We start from the raw sequence: 16,321 nt of genomic DNA, 5'->3' as shown, positions 1-16,321 counted from the left end.
TACGGTTTCTGCAGATGAGAGAAACACCCCGCTCGCAGGAGACTGCGGGCGACAACAGGCCGGAGCCTCCCCAGCCCCGTCCTGGTCGCGCCCTGGCGCACACCACTGGAGCCTCGCGCTCCGGAACTCCTCACCGATCGGACGTCCGCCCGCCCCACACCCCCCGGGGCGCGCGGCAGCCCGATCACCTCGGACGCCCCGGAACCACCCCCCCTGTTCCGGGGCGTCCGGCTGTCTTCCTCTCGGTCGTCCTGCTCGCGGTCGTCACCTGGCAGGTCCTGGTGGAGGGCCCCTTGGCCCGCCTGGACGAGCGCGTCTCGCGCTCCCTCGTGGACCTCGTCCCGCGCCCCGTCTCCGAACTCGGCGCCGACCTCGGCAACATGACGGTCGCCCTCCCGGTCCTGGCCTGCGCGATGGCGTACGCGGTGTGGCGCGGCCGCCGCGCCCAAGCCCTGGTCGCGGGCCTCACCATGGCCGCCGTCCCGCTCCTGGTCATCCCCCTGAAGGAGTGGACGGCCCGCCCGGGCCCCCTGGAACCCTGGGCGGCCGGCTACTACCCCTCGGGCCACACGGCGACGGCGATGGTGGCGTACGTGGGCGCGGCCCTGCTGGTCTCCCGCCGCCTCCTCCCCCTCGCCGCCCTCCTGACGGCCCTGACGGGCGCGGGCCTGATCCTCCGCGGCTACCACTGGCCCCTGGACGTCCTGGCCTCGCTCGCCCTCTGCGTGCCCCTGCTGCGCTGGCCGGTGATCGCCGAGCGGTACGGTCGCCCCTCACGTTCGTGAGCGACGACCCGGAGCAGAGATGACGATCCAACGACCCGGCCTCCCCCAAGACTTGCCGTCCCCCGAGGTGCTGTGGGCGCGGTGGGCCCTGGTGGCCGTCCTGCAGGCGACCACGGAGGCCGAGGAGAGCACGAGGTACCGGACCGGCTGCTGGATCGACGACGAGGGGCTCCACCTCGACGACTCCGGCTGCACCTGGTGGACGTTCTCCCGCGTCGGCGAGGGCCGGTGGGTGCTCTTCGGCGAGGACGAGTCGAGCGACTGCAAGTGGCACACGCCGCCCGTCGACATGCTGGCGGGCGGCCCCGACTGGCTCCCGTACGAAGAGCTCCGCGACCGCCTCTCGGGCAACGAACTGGGCTGCGTCTACTGGTACGAGGACGGCGCCTGGGCCCGCGCACCGTACCCGGACGACCTGAAGGACGACGGCCTCGACTGCGGCATGAGCCGCTTCACCGACCGGACCGACGCCCTGCGCCTGCTGAACGACCACGTCCGCTACGACGGGGCGGCCGGCGAGACCCTCCTGGCCCACTCCGAGCGGCGCAGCCTGACCCCCGAGCTGCTCGCGACGTTCGCCACCTCCGAGGAGGGGGGCGCCCCGGACCTCCCGGCCATGACCCGGGCTCTGCACCGCGCGGGCCTGCAGGCGCGTACGGCGACGGCGGGGCCTACGGCCTGAGGCAGCGGGAAGGGCCGGCCGCGCGGCCGGCCCTTCCGTGCGTACCGCGTGCCGTCAGCTCCAGTTGGCAGTGCTTATCCGAAATACGTGTCGAAGTTCCGGCTGAACTCGCCGCCGTTGAAGCGGTCCCAGTTGATCGACCAGGTCATCAGGCCGCGCAGGGCGGGCCAGGTGCCGTGGGTCTGGTAGGTGCCGCAGTTCGTCTTCTTGGTGAGGCAGTCGAGGGCCTTGTTGACCTCGGCAGGGGTGGTGTGGCCGTTGCCCGCGTTCGGGGAGGCCGGGAGGCCGATGGCGACCTGGTCGGGGCGGAGGGCCGGGAAGACGCGGTCGGTGTTGCCGGCGACCGGGAAGCCGGTGAGGAGCATGTCGGTCATCGCGATGTGGAAGTCCGCGCCGCCCATGGAGTGGTACTGGTTGTCGAGGCCCATGATCGGGCCCGAGTTGTAGTCCTGGACGTGGAGCAGGGTGAGGTCGTCGCGCAGGGCGTGGATGACCGGGAGGTACGCGCCGGCGCGCGGATCCTGGCCGCCCCACTGGCCGGAGCCGTAGAACTGGTAGCCGAGCTGGACGAAGAAGGTCTCCGGGGCCATCGTCAGGACGAAGTTCGCGCCGTACTTGGCCTTCAGGGACTTGATCGCCGAGATCAGGTTGACGATCACCGGGCTCGTGGGGCTGCGGAAGTCCGTGTCGCCCGTGTTGAGCGACAGGGAGTGGCCCTCGAAGTCGATGTCCAGGCCGTCGAGTCCGTACTCGTCGATGATCTTCGAGACGGAGGTGACGAAGGCGTCGCGCGCGGCCGTGGTGGAGAGCTGGACCTGGCCGTTCTGGCCGCCGATGGAGATCAGGACCTTCTTGCCGGCCGCCTGCTTGGCCTTGATCGCCGCCTTGAAGTCGGCGACGGATTCCACGTTCGGGCATTCCGTGGCCGGGCAGAGCGAGAAGCGGATGTCGCCCGAGGTCACCGAGGTCGGCTCGCCGAAGGCGAGGTTGATGACGTCCCAGGAGTCGGGGACGTCGGCCATCCGGGTGTAGCCGGAGCCGTTGGCGAAGCTGGCGTGGAGGTAGCCGACGAGCGCGTGGGCGGGCAGGCCCGGGTTCCCGCCGCCGCCGGACGTCGTGGTCGCCGAGACCGCCCCGGACTTGGCCGACTCGCCCGCGCTGTTCACGGCGGAGACCTGGAAGTTGTACGAGGTCGAGGGCGCGAGGCCGGTCGCGGTGTACGAGGTGCCGGTGACCGTCGCCACGAGGACGCCGCCGCGGTAGACCTTGTAGGAAGTCGCTCCGGGCACCGCGGGCCAGGACAGCGGTACGGAGGAGGAGGTCGGGGAGCCCGCCGCGAGGCCGGTGGGGACGGCCGGTATCTGGACCGGGTCGCCGCCGGGGCCGAAGAGCGAGATGTCGTCGGCGTGGTAGGCGCCGGTGCCGTACCAGCCGTGGGTGTAGAGGGTCACGGAGGTGGTCGAGGCGCCGGTCGTGAAGGTGGTGTTGAGCTTCTGCCAGTCGGGGGCGGACTGGGTCCAGGTGGAGACGTCCGTGGTCCCGGTGCCGGACGCGCCGAGGTAGACGTAGCTGCCGCGCACCCAACCGCTCAGCGTGTAGGCGGAGTTCGGCTTCACGGTGACGGTCTGGGAGCACCTGGCCTGGTCGCTGCCGGCCGGGGTCGCAAGGAGGGCTTTGGTCCCGCCGTGCACGGGGGACGGGACGACGGCTCCGCTGCCCGCCGTGCAACTCCAGCCGTCCAGGCCGGATTCGAAGCCTCCGTTGCGGGCCAGCTCGGAGTCGGCGGCCTGGGCGACGGGGGTGAGGGCGACGAGCCCGCCGGCGGCGAGCACTCCCGCCAGGGCGAGCACGAGCGGCCTGCCGCCTGCGCGTCGGTTGCGTCTGGTGCGTGCTGTGCCTCGGGATTCTGTGGTGCGGTCCACAACTGCCTCCGGGGGTGGGGGAATCGAGGTGGAACGAGCGCGCCACAGCATGGTCCAGACCAATCAAGTGGTCAAGACCTCTGTCCGCCCGCGCGAGACGTCGACCCGTCCGGTCAAGGCCTCTCTCCGGCCGGTCAAGACCTCTGCCCGTCCTCCCCCCGCGCCAGGCCGCCCGCCGCCTCGTGCATCGCCATCTCCAGGAGCGCCGCGTCGTTGAGAGTGCCGCTGCCGTCCGGGGTCACCAGCCAGCGCACGCCGCCGGTCGTCCGGCCGGGGTACGGGACGACGATCCAGGTGCCGCGGCCCGCGCTGCGCACGCCCGTGCCGAGCCAGCGCGAGGCGGTGCCCGGGGGGACGAAGAAGCCCATCCGCGCCTCCCCGAAGTCGGCGAGGACCGGGCCGGGGCGGTCCACGAGCCGGGTCAGCACGTCGAGCGTGGGATATCCGAGCTCCCCCGGCAGGATCAGCACGTCCCATCGCCTGCCGGCCGGCAGCAGCGCGATCCCGAGCGGATTGCGCTCCCACTCCCAGCGGCAGGCGTCGGGATCCGGTGCCACCGACGCCAGCCACTCCACCGCGGTCTTGGCCGCCCCCGAACCAGTCATGGCCTACGGCCTCCCTTCCCTGTACGGACACGGTGTCCACACGCAGAGAGCGGGCTCGGTGACGATCATTACGCGGGTTCGGGCCACGAGTTGGTAGTGAGCTGGGTCACATCGCATGGGATTGGGGTGCGCCCGGGGCGCGTACCGCCCGCACCGCGCCCCCTCACCCTTCGGCGCGCGCCCGTTCGGGTGGAGAGCGGTGGTCCGGGTCGGCGGCTCCCGGGCCCGCCCGCCGCCGCGTGTTCGTATGGCTCTCCGTACGCGCGCCGCACTCGCCCCGGGAGCCCCCATGTCGAATCCGACCCCTCGGAGCAAAGGACTGCTGCGGCGGATGGGCGAGTGGTCGGCCCGGCACTTCGTCGTCGTCCTCGTCGCCTGGGTGGTCGCGCTGGGCGCCCTGATCGCGCTGAACAACGCGTACGGCGGCGAGTACTCCGACAACTACGCGCTGCCCGGCACCCAGTCCCAGGAGGGGCTCGACGTGCTCCGCGCGCACGAGCCCGCCGCCGGCGGCTACAGCGCCCAGGTCGTGCTGTACGACGGTGCCAAGCCGCTCACCGAGGTCAGCGACCAGATCTCGTCCACCGTGGACGCGCTGGAGAAGCTCCCGGACGTCCTGAACGTCACGAGCCCGCTGCCCGCGCCCGGCAGCCAGCCGCCCACCCCGCCCCCGGGCACTCCCGACGTCGGGCCGCTGTCCAGTGACGGGAAGACCGGGTACATCACCATCCGCTTCAGCGTGCAGCCCAGCACCCTCGGCGACGCCTACCTGACCGGTGTGGACAGCGCCGTGGAACCCCTGCGCGCCGCCGGGGTCGAGGTCGAGTACGGCGGTTCGCTCGGTGAACTCGCCCGGCCCGAGGCGGACGACCGGGTGAGCGAGGCGATCGGCTTCGGTGTCGCGATCGTCGTCCTGATCATCGGCTTCGGCAGTCTGATCGCCGCCGTGCTCCCTCTGGTCACGGCCCTCGTGGCGGCCCTCTGCGGGCTCTCGGCGCTCGGTCTCCTCGCCTCCGTGTGGACCTTCGCGACCGTCTCCCCCACCCTGGCCACGATGATCGGCATCGGCGTCGGCATCGACTACGCTCTCTTCCTCATCACCCGGCACCGGCAGCTGCTGATGAACGGTCAGGATCCGGTGACGGCGGCCGGGGTCGCCACGGCGACCAGCGGGCGGGCCGTCCTCGTCTCGGGCTGCACCGTCATCATCGCCCTCTGCGGCCTCTGGGTCTCCGGGCTCAGCTTCATCGGACTGCTCGGTCTGGCCGCGACCTCCACCGTGGTCACGGCCGTCATCGGCGCCCTCACGCTCGTTCCGGCGATGCTGGGGCTCATCGGGCGCCACATCGACCGGTTCCACCTGCGCGAGCCCGTGGCCGAGGTCGACGAGACCACCGGTGAGGGGACCGGCACCTGGCACCGCTACGCCCAGCGCGTGGAACGCCGTCCGTGGTGGTTCCTCACCTCGGGTGTCGTCGTCCTCGCCGTGCTCGCCATCCCCCTCTTCTCCATCCAGCTCGGACACATCGGCGACGGCGCGGACCCGAAGTCCTTCACCGACCGGCGCGCGTACGACCTGATGACCGCGGCCTTCGGGCCGGGCTCCAACGGACCGCTGACGCTGGTGATCGACCAGACCTCGGTCCCCGAGGCCGACCGTTCCTCGCTGGCGAGCCAGGCACAGAAGGCGCTCACCGACGTTCCCGACGCCCTCCTGATCACGCCGCTCACGCCGACCTCGGACGGCGACGTCCTGCTCGCGACGGCCTACTCGGTCGCCGCCCCGCAGGACGAGAAGACCACGTCCCTGACCAATCACCTCGCCGACGACGTCCTCCCACAGGCGGTCAGCGGCACCACCGCGCAGACGTACGTCACCGGCACCACCGCCGCCCAGGTGGACTTCCTCGACATCGTCTCCAGCCGGCTGCCGCTCATCATCGCGGTGGTCGTCGCCCTGGCGTTCCTCGTCATCCTGGTCGTCTTCCGCGGCCCGCTCGTCGCCCTCAAGGCCGCGGTGCTCAACCTGCTGTCGATCGCGGCCTCGTACGGCGTGGTGGTCGCCGTCTTCCAGTGGGGCTGGGGCGGCCCGGCGCTCGGGGTCTCCGGTGACGTGCCCATCGAGAGCTATGTGCCGATGATGATGTTCGCCATCGTCTTCGGTCTCTCCATGGACTACGAGATCTTCCTGCTGTCCCGGGTCCACGAGGCGTGGCTGCGCACCGGCGACGCGAAGGCGAGCGTGGCGCACGCCCTGGAGATCACGGCCCGGGTCATCACCTGCGCGGCGCTCATCATGGTGAGCGTCTTCGCGGCCTTCATCCTCAACGACAACATCGTCATCAAGATGATGGGCCTCGGTCTCGCGGCGAGCGTGCTCATCGACGCGACGGTCGCGCGCCTGCTGCTCGTGCCCGCCGTGATGACGCTGCTCGGCAAGTCGGCCTGGTGGACGCCGCGCTGGCTGGACCGGATCCTGCCGCACGTCGACACCGAGGGCGAGAGCGAGATGCCCCCGTCGGCCGGTGGGCCGACGGGGGCATCGAAGAGCGCCTGAGAAACCTCAGCTGTCGAAGCCGAGGCCCACGCGGTCCATGGCCTTCAGCCACAGGTTGCGCCGGCCGCCGTTCTCGTCGGCGCGGGCGAGCGACCACTTGGTGAGGCCGATGCCCGCCCAGGCGATGGGCTCCGGCGGGAACGGCAGCGGCTTGGAGCGGACCATCTCCAGCTCGGTCCGCTCGGTGCGCTCACCGGCGAGCAGGTCGAGCATCACGTCGCCGCCGAAGCGGGTGGCGCCCACGCCGAGGCCGGTGAAGCCCGCCGCGTACGCGACCTTGCCCTGGTACGCCGTACCGAAGAAGGCCGAGAAGCGCGAGCAGGTGTCGATCGCGCCGCCCCAGGCGTGGCTGAAGCGGAGCCCCTCCAGCTGCGGGAAGCAGTGGAAGAAGTGCTCGGCGAGCTTCAGGTACGTCTCCGGGCGGTGGTCCATCTCGGCGCTGACCTTGCCGCCGAAGCGGTAGATCGCGTCGTAGCCGCCCCACAGGATCCGGTTGTCGGCGGTGATCCGGAAGTAGTGGAACTGGTTGGCGCTGTCCCCGAGGCCCTGGCGGTTCTTCCAGCCGACGGCGGCGAGCTGCTCGGCCGAGAGCGGCTCGGTCATCAGGGCGTAGTCGTAGACCGGGACGGTGTAGTGACGGACCCGCTTGACCAGCGACGGGAAGACGTTGGTGCCGAGCGCGACCCGGCGGGCGAGGATCCTGCCGTACGGGGTGCGCACCCCCATGCCCGCACCGACGGAGGCCAGGTCGAGGCCCGGGGTGTTCTCGTAGATCCGTACGCCGAGGTCCTGGCAGGCCTGCTTGAGGCCCCAGGCCAGCTTCGCCGGGTTGAGCATGGCGACGCCGCGCCGGTCGTACAGGCCGCCGAGGAAGGTCGGGGAGTCGACCTCCGCGCGGACCGCGTCGCCGTCGAGGAGGTCGAGGCCGTCGGCGAGACCGAGCCGCTCGATCTCCTCGTACACCTCGTGGAGCTCGTCCACCTGGTACGGCTCGGTGGCGACGTCGATCTCGCCGGTGCGCTCGAAGTCGCAGTCCAGGCCGTAGCGGGCGACCGCCGCCTCGATGGAGTCGAGGTTGCGCTCGCCGAGCTCCTCCAGCTTCGGCAGCTCGCCCGGCCAGCGGGCGAGCCCGTTGCCGAAGCCGTGGGTGAGGGAGGCGGCGCAGAAGCCTCCGTTGCGGCCCGAGGCGGCCCAGCCCACCTCGCGGCCTTCGATCAGTACGACATCCCGGGAGGGGTCGCGCTCCTTGGCGAGGAGCGCGGTCCACAGTCCGCTGTAGCCGCCGCCGACGACGAGGAGATCGCACTTCTCGGTGCCGGTGAGGGCGGGCAGGGCTCCGGGCTTGCCGGGGTCTTCCAGCCAGAAGGGGACGGGCTGGGCGTCGGAGAGAGATTGGGCAGCGAGACGCATGGCGCGTGGGGCCATGGTTTCCAACTCCTTCAGGTGTTGCTCGGGGTCATCTCAGCTTGTCGCTGTTTTCTTGCGCCGGTTCGTGATGATCTGTCCGGCTACCACCACCAGTACAGCAATGACGAACATCGCCGTGCCGATGACGTTGATCTGGACGGGCGTACCGCGCTGTGCCGAGCCCCAGACGAACATGGGGAAGGTGACGGTCGAGCCCGCGTTGAAGTTGGTGATGATGAAGTCGTCGAAGGAGAGCGCGAAGGCGAGCAGCGCGCCGGCGGCGATGCCGGGGGCGGCGATCGGCAGCGTGACCCGTACGAAGGTCTGCACCGGCCCCGCGTAGAGGTCGCGGGCGGCCTCCTCCAGGCGCGGGTCCATCGACATCACGCGCGCCTTGACCGCCGTCACCACGAACGACAGGCAGAACATGATGTGGGCGATCAGGACCGTCCAGAAGCCGAGCTCGGCGCCCATGTTGAGGAAGAGCGTGAGCAGGGAGGCGGCCATGACGACCTCGGGCATGGCCATCGGCAGGAAGATCAGCGAGTTGATCGCGCCGCGCGCCCGGAAGCGGTAGCGGACCAGCGCGAAAGCGATCATCGTGCCGAGGATCGTGGCGCCGAGGGTGGCCCAGGCGGCGATCTGCAGGGACAGGGTGAGCGAGCCGCACAGGTCGGCGACGCCGCACGGGTCCTTCCAGGCGTCGAGCGAGAAGCGCTGCCAGGCGTAGTTGAACCGCCCGTTCGGCTTGTTGAACGAGAACACCATCACGACGATGTTCGGCAGGATCATGTACGCGAGCGTCAGCAGGCCCGCGATGACGACAAGGTTCCGACGGATCCAACGCATCAGACCAGGTCCTCCGTTCCCGCGCGGCGGATGTAGACGGTGACCATGAGCAGCACGATCGCCATGAGGATGAAGGACAGCGCGGCGGCCGTCGGGTAGTCGAGGACCCGCAGGAACTGCGACTGGATGACGTTGCCGACCATCTTGGTGTCGGTCGAGCCGAGGAGTTCGGCGTTGACGTAGTCGCCGCTCGCCGGGATGAAGGTGAGCAGGGTGCCGGAGACGACGCCGGGCATCGACAGCGGGAACGTCACCTTGCGGAAGGTGGTGGCGGGGGACGCGTACAGGTCCTTCGCGGCCTCGTGCAGCCGGCCGTCGATCCGCTCCAGGGAGGTGTAGAGCGGCAGGATCATGAAGGGCAGGAAGTTGTACGTCAGACCGCAGACCACGGCCATCGGGGTGGCGAGCACGCGGTCGCCCTGGGTCCAGCCGAGCCAGCTGGTCACGTCCAGGACGTGCAGCGCGTTCAGCGCGTCGACGACCAGGCTGTCGTCGGCGAGGATCGTCTTCCAGGCCAGGGTCCTGATGAGGAAGCTGGTGAAGAAGGGCGCGATGACGAGGACGAGGACCAGGTTGCGCCAGCGGCCGGCCTTGAAGGCGATCATGTACGCCAGCGGGTAGCCGAGGAGCAGGCACAGGAGCGTGGCGGTACCGGCGTACAGCAGCGAACGGACGAACTGCGGCCAGTACTCCTGGAAGGCGTCCCAGTAGGTCTGGAAGTGCCAGGTGACCTCGAAGCCCTTCTCCAGGGAGCCGGTCTGCACGGAGGTCGAGGCCTGGTAGACCATCGGCAGCGCGAAGAAGACGAGCAGCCAGATGATGCCGGGCAGCAGCAGCCAGTACGGGACGAGCCGCTTGCGGGTGGAGGGCTTCCGCGTCACCGGTGCTCCGGACGGCGCGGTCTCCTCCTCCTTCGTGAGGGTGGAGGTGCTCATCCGGCGTCCTCCACCGTCTCCACGCCCGCGTCGATGTCCTGGGCCGCGTCGAGGCCGAAGGTGTGGGCCGGGTTCCAGTGCAGGATCACCTCGGCGCCGGGACGGAGGCGGGCGTCGCGCTCGATGTTCTGCTCGTAGACCTGGAGTTCGGCCCCGGCCGGCGAGTTCACGACGTACTGCGTGGAGACGCCGATGAAGGAGGAGTCGGCGATCCGGCCGGTCACCTTGTTGCGGCCGTCGGCTATGGAGGCCGCGTCGTCGGCGTGGGTGAGCGAGATCTTCTCGGGGCGGACGCCCACGAGGACCTGGCCGCCGGTGCGCACGGTCGCCGAACAGCGGTCGGCGGGCAGCCGGAGCTTGCCGCCGCCGGCCGTCACGACCAGGTCGGAGCCGCCGGTCTCGGCGACCTCGGCCTCGATGAGGTTGGAGGTGCCGAGGAAGTTGGCGACGAACGTGGTCCGCGGGTTCTCGTAGAGGTCGGCGGGGGCGCCGAGCTGCTCGACCCGGCCGCCGTTCATCACCGCGACCTGGTCGGCCATGGTCATGGCCTCCTCCTGGTCGTGGGTGACGTGCACGAAGGTGATGCCGACCTCGGTCTGTATCCGCTTGAGTTCCAGCTGCATCTGGCGGCGCAGCTTGAGGTCGAGCGCGCCGAGCGGCTCGTCGAGGAGCAGGACCTGCGGGTGGTTGATGAGGGCGCGGGCCACGGCGACGCGCTGCTGCTGGCCGCCGGAGAGCTGGTGCGGCTTGTGCCGGGCCTTGTCGCCGAGCTGGACGAGCTCCAGCATGTCGTCGACCTGCTTCTTGACGGACTTGATGCCGCGCCGGCGCAGACCGAAGGCGATGTTCTCGGTGATGTCCATGTGCGGGAAGAGCGCGTAGGACTGGAAGACGGTGTTGACCGGCCGCTTGTACGGCGGGAGGTCGGTGACGTCGGTGTCGCCGAGGAAGACCGAGCCGGTGCTGGGGTCCTCGAGGCCGGCGATCATCCGGAGCGTGGTCGTCTTGCCGCAGCCGGAGGCGCCGAGGAGCGCGAAGAACGAGCCCTGCGGGACGGTCAGGTCGAGCGGGTGGACGGCGGTGAAGGAGCCGTACGTCTTGCTGATGCCGGTGAGACGGACGTCGCCGCCGGTGTTCTTGTCAGTCATGGGTTGCGATCCCAGGGTTCGTAAGAGGTGGACGGCAGGGGGCTCAGGCGCCGATGAGCTTGGCGAACTTCTCCTCGTACGCCGTCTCTTCCTGGCTGCTCAGCGAGCGGAAGGCGTGCGACTTCGCGGCCATGGCCTTGTCGGGGAGGATCAGCGTGTTGGAGGCGAGCTCGGGGTCGATCTTGGCGAGCTCGTCCTTCACCCCGTCGACCGGGCAGACGTAGTTGATGTACGCGGCGAGCTGGGCGGCGACCGGGAGCTCGTAGTAGTAGTCGATGAGCTTCTCGGCGTTGGCCTTGTGCCGGGCCTTGGCCGGGACCATCAGGTTGTCGCTGGAGGTGATGTAGCCGGCCGAGGGGATCGCGTACTGGATGTCGGGGTTGTCGGCCTGGAGCTGGATGACGTCACCGGCCCAGGCGAGGCAGGCGGCGAGGTCGCCCTTGTCCAGGTCCGAGGTGTAGTCGTTGCCGGTGAAGCGGCGGATCTGCTTCTTGTCGACGCCCTTCTGGAGCCGGCCTATCGCCTGGTCGTACTCGGCGTCGGTGAACTTCCCCGGGTCCTTGCCCATGTCGAGCAGGGTCATCCCGACGGTGTCGCGCATCTCCGTGAGGAAGCCGACCCGGCCCTTGAGGGCGGGGTCGTCCAGGAGCTGGGTGACGGAGTCGATCCTCTTCCCGCCGGTCGCCTTGGTGTTGTAGGCGATGACGGTGGAGATGCCGGTCCACGGGTACGAGTAGGCACGGCCCGGGTCCCAGTCGGGGCGGCGGAACTGCGCGGAGAGGTTCGCGTACGCGTTGGGCAGGTTGGCCGCGTCGAGCTTCTGCGCCCAGCCGAGCCGGATGAGGCGGGCGGCGAGCCAGTCGGTGACGCAGATCAGGTCGCGGCCGGTGTCCTGGCCGGCCGCGAGCTGCGGCTTGATCTTGCCGAAGAACTCGACGTTGTCGTTGATGTCCTCGGTGTACTTGACCTTGATCCCGGTGCGCTTGGTGAACGCCTCCAGGGTCGGGCGGGACTTCTCGTCCTCGCTGACGTCCATGTACTCGGTCCAGTTGGAGAAGCTGAGCTGCTTCTCCTTGGCCGAGAAGTCGGTGGACGCGGGGCCCTCGCCCTCGCGCTTGGCCGGCGGGATGCCGCACGCGCTGAGGGACGCGAGGCCGCCGATCGTGAGCGCGCCGACGCCTCCGGCGCGCAGCATCGAACGGCGGGTGAGGGCACCCCGGCCACTCGTCAGACTGCGTCGCATCGCCGCGAGTTGCGCGGCGGACAGGCTGTCGGGCTCGTACTGGTCCATGCGCTGTGCCTTCCGGGGGTTGGGGAGGACTACCGGTCTCCGAAGATCGTGCGGTGCCAGTCCTTCCGGACGGCCGCGGTGTTTTCGTACATCACATGCTTGACCTGCGTGTACTCCTCGAAGGAATACGCCGACATGTCCTTTCCGAACCCGGAGGCCTTGTAGCCGCCGTGCGGCATCTCGCTGATGATCGGAATGTGATCGTTGACCCAGACGCATCCCGCTTTGATCTCGCGGGTGGCGCGGTTGGCGCGGAACACGTCACGGGTCCAGGCGGAGGCGGCCAGGCCGTAGGGGGTGTCGTTGGCGAGCCGGAGGCCTTCGTCGTCGCTGTCGAAGGGCAGGGCGACCAGGACGGGCCCGAAGATCTCGGACTGGACGATCTCGCTGTCCTGGGCCGCCCCGGTGATCAGGGTGGGGAGATAGTACGCGCCGTTCTTCAGCTCCCCGCCGGGGATCCGGCCGCCGGTCACGACGGTGGCGTAGCCGCGGGCGCGGTCGACGAAGCCGGCGACGCGGTCGCGCTGGGTGTGGCTGATGAGCGGGCCGAGGTCGGTGGAGGCGTCGAAGGGGTCGCCGAGGCGGACGGTCTCCATGAGTTCGGCGACGCGGGCGACGAAGGCGTCGAAGAGCGGGCGCTGGACGTAGGCGCGGGTGGCGGCGGTGCAGTCCTGGCCGGTGTTGATGAGGGAGGCGGCGACGGCGCCGTGGGCGGCGGCCTCCAGGTCGGCGTCGTCGAAGACGACGAAGGGGGCCTTGCCGCCGAGTTCGAGGTGGAGCCGCTTCACGGTGGAGGTGGCGATCTCGGCGACCCGCTTGCCGACCGGGGTGGAGCCGGTGAAGGAGGTCATGGCGACGCCGGGGTGGCCGACGAGGTGCTCGCCGGCGACGCGGCCCGCGCCGTTGATGATGTTGACGACACCGTCGGGGATGCCGGCGTCGGTGGCGGCCTGGGCGAACAGGAGGGAGGTGAGCGGGGTGAGCTCGGCCGGCTTCAACACGATCGTGTTGCCGGCGGCGATGGCCGGGAGGATCTTCCACGCGGCCATCTGGAGCGGGTAGTTCCAGGGCGCGATGGAGCCGACGACACCGATGGGCTCGCGCCGTACGTACGAGGTGTGGTCGCCGCTGTACTCGCCGGCGGACTGGCCCTGGAGGTGGCGGGCGGCGCCCGCGAAGAAGGCGGTGTTGTCGACGGTGCCGGGGACGTCGAACTCGGTGGACAGCTTGATCGGCTTGCCGCACTGGAGGGACTCGACGTGGGCGAAGTCGTCGGCGCGCTCGGCGAGGACGCCGGCGAAGCGGTGCAGCGCGTCGGAGCGCTCGCCGGGGGTCGCGCCCGCCCAGCCGGGGAACGCCTCGGTGGCGGCGGCGACGGCGTCGTCCACGTCGGCGGTGGATGCGAGGGTGTAGGTGTAGACGCTCTCCCCCGTGGCCGGATCGACGACGCTGTGCTCGTCCTCCGAGGTCCCGGGCCGAAGACGCCCGCCGATGTACTGTGCGCCGTCCGCGAAGCGGTCGGTCACCTGGAAGCGGTTGCCCATGACGCTCTCCGTTGTTCCAGCTCGAATTGAGTGCCGATCCTGACAGAGGGATATCCGACCAACAAGTGATTCCGTTGTTGCCTTTTGGTTACGCGACGGAATCGGTCGACCATGTGTCGAGGGCCATGGAAAATCTCCATACGGAATGTCCGTGGCGGCTGCCAGACTGCCATGCATGGGGCAGATCGAGACATTGACGCAGCAGGTCAGACAGGGTGAGAAGGTCAAGTTCCTGCCCTTCTGGGGCCACCGGCCGAGCCCGGACGGGCAGCTTTCGGCGAGCTGTCTCAGCCAATGGTGGGAGTCACCCTTCGAGGTCGAGGGCGTGCGGTACGCGACCGCCGAGCACTGGATGATGGCGGCGAAGGCCCGGCTCTTCGGCGACCCGGAGGCGGAGCGCGCCGCGCTGTCGTCCCGTACGCCCGCGGAGGCGAAGAAGGCCGGACGCCTGGTGCGCGGCTTCGACCAGGCGGTGTGGGAGCGGGAGCGCTTCGGGATCGTGGTGGAGGGCAGTGTCCACAAGTTCGCCTCGGACGAGGGGCTGCGGGCGTTCCTGCTCGGCACGGGCGGCCGCGTCCTGGTGGAGGCCAGCCCGATGGACCGCATCTGGGGCATCGGCCTCGCCGCGGACGACCCGCGCGCCACGGACCCGTCCCGCTGGCGCGGCCTGAACCTCCTGGGCTTCGCCCTCATGGAGGCGCGGGAGCGGCTGCGCGGCGGCTGAGAGCGGGCCGACCCGGGTACGGAGAAGGGCCCCGCGCCTTGCAAGCGCGGGGCCCTTCTGCGTACCGAAACCAGTACCGGCTAGCGGTTCTCGACGACCAGGCTCGTCGCGAACGGGTCGTCCGCGTCGCTGCCGTACTCCTCGCCCTGCGCGATCGCCCAGATGATGAAGCCGAGGAACACCGAGCTGACCAGGATGCCGATCGCGCCGAGCACGATGCCCGCCGTCGCCATGCCGCCGTTGTTCGCCTCGCCCCGGGTGACCTTCTTGCGGCCTATGACGCCGAAGACCAGCGCCAGGATGCCGAGGACGATCCCGAGTCCGTACATGCAGAAGCCGACCACCGCGATGATGCCGAGCACCATCGCCGCCGTGCCCATGCCGTTGGACGGGGGCTGCTGCCAGCCCTGCTGGCCGTAGCCGCCGACCGCCCCGCCCGTCCCGTAGCCCGGGTAGCCGGGGTAGCCGTACCCCGACGACGCGACCGGCGCCACCGGCGTGACCGGCGGCGCGGTCGGGTAGCCGTAGCCGTACGAACTCGTCGGCGCGGGCCCGCCCGGGGCCACCGGCGGCGGCGGAACCTCGCCCGTCGGCATCGCGGTCATCGTGGGCTGGTCGTGGACCGGCGGACGGTCCTGCGGCGTGGGCGCGGGCGTCGCCGGCTTGCTCAGTTCCACCCCGTCGCGGTTCGGCGGAGCCCACGGGTCCGCCGGGTCGTACCCGCCCCGCGGCTGGTCGCTGTTCTCAGACATGGGCCTCCCCCATCGTGGTCACGCCATGCTACGACCTCCCCCCTGCCCGGGTCCCGCCCGGCCTACGATGATCCGATGACCGATCTGCACACCTTCATCGCGGGGCTGCCCAAGGCCGAGCTGCACGTCCACCACGTCGGCTCCGCCTCCCCCCGGATCGTCGCCGAGCTGGCCGCCCGGCACCCGGACTCCAAGGTTCCGACCGACCCCGAGGCGCTCGCCGCCTACTTCACGTTCACCGACTTCGCCCACTTCATCGAGGTCTACCTCTCGGTCGTGGACCTCGTCCGCACCCCGGAGGACGTCCGGCTGCTGACGTTCGAGGTCGCCCGGGACATGGCCCGGCAGAACATCCGGTACGCCGAGCTGACCATCACCCCGTTCAGCTCGACCCGCCGCGGCATCGACGAGCGCGCCTTCATGGCCGCGATCGAGGACGCCCGCAAGGCCGCCGAGGACGAGCTCGGCGTCATCCTGCGCTGGTGCTTCGACATCCCGGGCGAGGCCGGCCTGGAGGCCGCCGAGGAGACCGCCCGGCTCGCCGTCGAGCTGCGCCCGGAGGGCCTGGTCTCGTTCGGGCTCGGCGGCCCGGAGATCGGTGTGCCGCGCCCGCAGTTCAAGCCGTACTTCGACCGGGCGATCGAGGCCGGTCTGCACTCCGTCCCGCACGCGGGCGAGACGACAGGACCGGAGACGGTCTGGGACGCCCTGAAGGACCTGCGCGCCCAGCGCATCGGCCACGGCACCAGCTCCGTACAGGACCCGGAGCTCCTCGCGTACCTGGCGGAGCACCGGATCGCCCTGGAGGTCTGCCCGACGTCCAACATCGCCACCCGCGCGGTCGCCGACCTGGACCAGCACCCCATCAAGGAGATGGTGGCGGCCGGCGTCCTGGTGACGATCAACAGCGACGACCCGCCGATGTTCGGTACGGACCTCAACAACGAGTACGCCGTCGCCGCCCGCCTCCTGGAGCTCGACGAGCGCGGGATCGCGGACCTCGCCAAGAACGCGGTCGAGGCCTCCTTCCTCGACCCGGCCGGCAAGGCCCGCATCGCCGCCGAGATCGACACCTACACGGAGAAGTGGCTGGCAGGCCGGTAGGGACGGCCCTCAGCCG

The 16,321-nt window shown here is 70.4% G+C and carries 14 protein-coding genes; 5 read left to right on the top strand and 9 right to left on the bottom strand.

What is annotated here, in order from left to right; translation table 11 throughout:
* Nucleotides 1-14 precede the first annotated feature (14 nt).
* Both ACWCO8_RS32020 and ACWCO8_RS32015 read left to right on the top strand, forming a co-directional pair.
* Nucleotides 15-785 (top strand): phosphatase PAP2 family protein, encoded by a 771-nt coding sequence (locus tag ACWCO8_RS32020; RefSeq protein WP_451035164.1) that lies wholly within the window; start codon nt 15-17, stop codon nt 783-785.
* A 19-nt stretch (nt 786-804) separates the two neighbouring features.
* Entirely contained in the window at nt 805-1,467 is a 663-nt protein-coding gene (locus tag ACWCO8_RS32015; RefSeq protein ID WP_451035163.1) for a hypothetical protein, read from the top strand.
* Nucleotides 1,468-1,541: 74 nt separating this feature from the next.
* On the opposite strand, the gene ACWCO8_RS32010 is transcribed toward ACWCO8_RS32015, so the two are convergent.
* Entirely contained in the window at nt 1,542-3,317 is a 1,776-nt protein-coding gene (locus ACWCO8_RS32010; RefSeq protein ID WP_451035162.1) for a chitinase, read from the bottom strand.
* Nucleotides 3,318-3,523: 206 nt separating this feature from the next.
* Nucleotides 3,524-3,994, bottom strand: coding sequence for a hypothetical protein (locus ACWCO8_RS32005; protein ID WP_451035161.1), 471 nt, complete (start codon nt 3,992-3,994; stop codon nt 3,524-3,526).
* A 289-nt stretch (nt 3,995-4,283) separates the two neighbouring features.
* Here ACWCO8_RS32005 and ACWCO8_RS32000 point away from each other — a divergent pair, with 289 nt between their 5' ends.
* A complete protein-coding gene (locus ACWCO8_RS32000; RefSeq protein ID WP_451035160.1) occupies nt 4,284-6,551 on the top strand; it encodes an MMPL family transporter in 2,268 nt (755 codons plus the stop codon).
* Nucleotides 6,552-6,557: 6 nt separating this feature from the next.
* Here the strand turns inward: ACWCO8_RS32000 and ACWCO8_RS31995 are convergent, their stop codons facing one another.
* Genes ACWCO8_RS31995 through ACWCO8_RS31970 form a run of 6 tightly spaced genes read right to left on the bottom strand, consistent with a single transcriptional unit; the run spans nt 6,558 to nt 13,725 of the window.
* Nucleotides 6,558-7,976 carry an NAD(P)/FAD-dependent oxidoreductase gene (locus tag ACWCO8_RS31995; protein WP_451035159.1) on the bottom strand — a complete coding sequence of 473 codons (1,419 nt, stop codon included), beginning with the start codon at nt 7,974-7,976 and terminating at the stop codon, nt 6,558-6,560.
* A 36-nt stretch (nt 7,977-8,012) separates the two neighbouring features.
* Nucleotides 8,013-8,807: an ABC transporter permease gene (locus ACWCO8_RS31990; protein WP_451035158.1), complete on the bottom strand. Its 795-nt coding sequence runs from the start codon at nt 8,805-8,807 to the stop codon at nt 8,013-8,015.
* On the bottom strand, nt 8,807-9,742 hold the full coding sequence (locus ACWCO8_RS31985; protein WP_451035157.1) for an ABC transporter permease: 936 nt from the start codon (nt 9,740-9,742) through the stop codon (nt 8,807-8,809). The genes ACWCO8_RS31990 and ACWCO8_RS31985 overlap by 1 nt, the downstream gene beginning before the upstream one ends.
* Complete coding sequence (locus ACWCO8_RS31980; protein WP_451035156.1) at nt 9,739-10,890, bottom strand: ABC transporter ATP-binding protein; 1,152 nt, start codon at nt 10,888-10,890, stop codon at nt 9,739-9,741. The genes ACWCO8_RS31985 and ACWCO8_RS31980 overlap by 4 nt, the downstream gene beginning before the upstream one ends.
* A 43-nt stretch (nt 10,891-10,933) precedes the next feature.
* Nucleotides 10,934-12,181 (bottom strand): ABC transporter substrate-binding protein, encoded by a 1,248-nt coding sequence (locus ACWCO8_RS31975; RefSeq protein ID WP_451035155.1) that lies wholly within the window; start codon nt 12,179-12,181, stop codon nt 10,934-10,936.
* 29 nt (nt 12,182-12,210) lie between these two features.
* Nucleotides 12,211-13,725: a gamma-aminobutyraldehyde dehydrogenase gene (locus tag ACWCO8_RS31970; protein ID WP_451035154.1), complete on the bottom strand. Its 1,515-nt coding sequence runs from the start codon at nt 13,723-13,725 to the stop codon at nt 12,211-12,213.
* A 145-nt stretch (nt 13,726-13,870) separates the two neighbouring features.
* Here ACWCO8_RS31970 and ACWCO8_RS31965 point away from each other — a divergent pair, with 145 nt between their 5' ends.
* Nucleotides 13,871-14,449: an NADAR family protein gene (locus ACWCO8_RS31965; protein WP_451035153.1), complete on the top strand. Its 579-nt coding sequence runs from the start codon at nt 13,871-13,873 to the stop codon at nt 14,447-14,449.
* A gap of 80 nt (nt 14,450-14,529) precedes the next feature.
* On the opposite strand, the gene ACWCO8_RS31960 is transcribed toward ACWCO8_RS31965, so the two are convergent.
* Nucleotides 14,530-15,201 (bottom strand): DUF4190 domain-containing protein, encoded by a 672-nt coding sequence (locus ACWCO8_RS31960; RefSeq protein ID WP_362003337.1) that lies wholly within the window; start codon nt 15,199-15,201, stop codon nt 14,530-14,532.
* 75 nt (nt 15,202-15,276) lie between these two features.
* Between ACWCO8_RS31960 and ACWCO8_RS31955 the strand changes: the two genes are divergently transcribed.
* Nucleotides 15,277-16,305, top strand: coding sequence for an adenosine deaminase (locus ACWCO8_RS31955; protein WP_451035152.1), 1,029 nt, complete (start codon nt 15,277-15,279; stop codon nt 16,303-16,305).
* Nucleotides 16,306-16,321 lie beyond the last annotated feature (16 nt).

The organism is Streptomyces sp. NPDC001927, from assembly GCF_053594455.1.
The sequence above is the reverse complement of the archived record's forward strand: the minus strand, read 5'-3'. Positions and strand labels throughout refer to the sequence as shown.

Excerpts from the sequence above, each read along its gene's own strand:
- ACWCO8_RS31975 (WP_451035155.1), bottom strand. The coding sequence starts at position 12,181 with ATGGACCAGTACGAGCCCGACAGCCTGTCCGCCGCGCAACTCGCGGCG.
- ACWCO8_RS31980 (WP_451035156.1), bottom strand. The coding sequence starts at position 10,890 with ATGACTGACAAGAACACCGGCGGCGACGTCCGTCTCACCGGCATCAGC.
- ACWCO8_RS32015 (WP_451035163.1), top strand. The coding sequence starts at position 805 with ATGACGATCCAACGACCCGGCCTCCCCCAAGACTTGCCGTCCCCCGAG.
- ACWCO8_RS31960 (WP_362003337.1), bottom strand. The coding sequence starts at position 15,201 with ATGTCTGAGAACAGCGACCAGCCGCGGGGCGGGTACGACCCGGCGGAC.
- ACWCO8_RS31955 (WP_451035152.1), top strand. The coding sequence starts at position 15,277 with ATGACCGATCTGCACACCTTCATCGCGGGGCTGCCCAAGGCCGAGCTG.
- ACWCO8_RS31965 (WP_451035153.1), top strand. The coding sequence starts at position 13,871 with ATGTCCGTGGCGGCTGCCAGACTGCCATGCATGGGGCAGATCGAGACA.
- ACWCO8_RS31990 (WP_451035158.1), bottom strand. The coding sequence starts at position 8,807 with ATGCGTTGGATCCGTCGGAACCTTGTCGTCATCGCGGGCCTGCTGACG.
- ACWCO8_RS32005 (WP_451035161.1), bottom strand. The coding sequence starts at position 3,994 with ATGACTGGTTCGGGGGCGGCCAAGACCGCGGTGGAGTGGCTGGCGTCG.
- ACWCO8_RS31995 (WP_451035159.1), bottom strand. The coding sequence starts at position 7,976 with ATGGCCCCACGCGCCATGCGTCTCGCTGCCCAATCTCTCTCCGACGCC.
- ACWCO8_RS32020 (WP_451035164.1), top strand. The coding sequence starts at position 15 with ATGAGAGAAACACCCCGCTCGCAGGAGACTGCGGGCGACAACAGGCCG.
- ACWCO8_RS31985 (WP_451035157.1), bottom strand. The coding sequence starts at position 9,742 with ATGAGCACCTCCACCCTCACGAAGGAGGAGGAGACCGCGCCGTCCGGA.
- ACWCO8_RS31970 (WP_451035154.1), bottom strand. The coding sequence starts at position 13,725 with ATGGGCAACCGCTTCCAGGTGACCGACCGCTTCGCGGACGGCGCACAG.
- ACWCO8_RS32000 (WP_451035160.1), top strand. The coding sequence starts at position 4,284 with ATGTCGAATCCGACCCCTCGGAGCAAAGGACTGCTGCGGCGGATGGGC.